This is a genomic window from Candidatus Paracaedibacter symbiosus (genome assembly GCF_000757605.1).
In the GTDB taxonomy this organism is placed as follows: Bacteria; Pseudomonadota; Alphaproteobacteria; order Paracaedibacterales; family Paracaedibacteraceae; genus Paracaedibacter_A; species Paracaedibacter_A symbiosus.
The window spans coordinates 1-731 of record NZ_JQAK01000019.1; positions in this window are offsets into that span (position 1 = coordinate 1).

Genomic DNA, 731 nt, shown 5'->3' on the forward strand with positions numbered 1-731 from the left:
AAAAAAGATGCTTCTCAAGCAGCCCTTCCAAAAGAGGCTCAAAAGATCAATAAGAATACAAATAATTCTATTTCAAAAATAGAACGATCTCCTTTTGTAAAAAAAACCTATAAAAAAGCTTAAGCATCCATTAAATTATTTTAAAAGAGGGACTCAATTGAACCAGGGAGCTTCAGAGTCATACAAAGCTACACTCCAAACAAACCTCTTCCCTATTCAAAGTAGTTACAATAAGAACTATCCACTTCAATACTTATAGCAACTCCGTAGGCGCAAAATAAACTCTATTTCAACTAGCCTCTCAGGTTTGAGGATTATAAAATTTTATTAACGCGTCTTAAAATGCGTTAGTGTGCGACACGAATAATGGATTGGAAAAACTTGTACTTATTATATTCGCATTTATAGAAGAAATTATTCCTATTTTCGCAATATAACTAAGCAAGCAGTTAAGAAATCAAAGAGAGCCTTACCAATATCAGTGACTTGGGCGCACACAAAAGGAACATATTGTTAGCTTTTGCAACTCTATTCCTTGCAAGAAAGGGGATTCAGGAACACAATACTTCTAAGGTCTCTGAATAGCGACCTTTACTTCCACGAAAGCTGTTACTGACTATCCCTTTCTTTGGTCACCCAAATATCATCGTATAACTTCGTATAATGTATGCTATACGAAGTTATTACGCTTTCTTAATACAGACAAACATATTGTTTGGAGTACTCTTTTG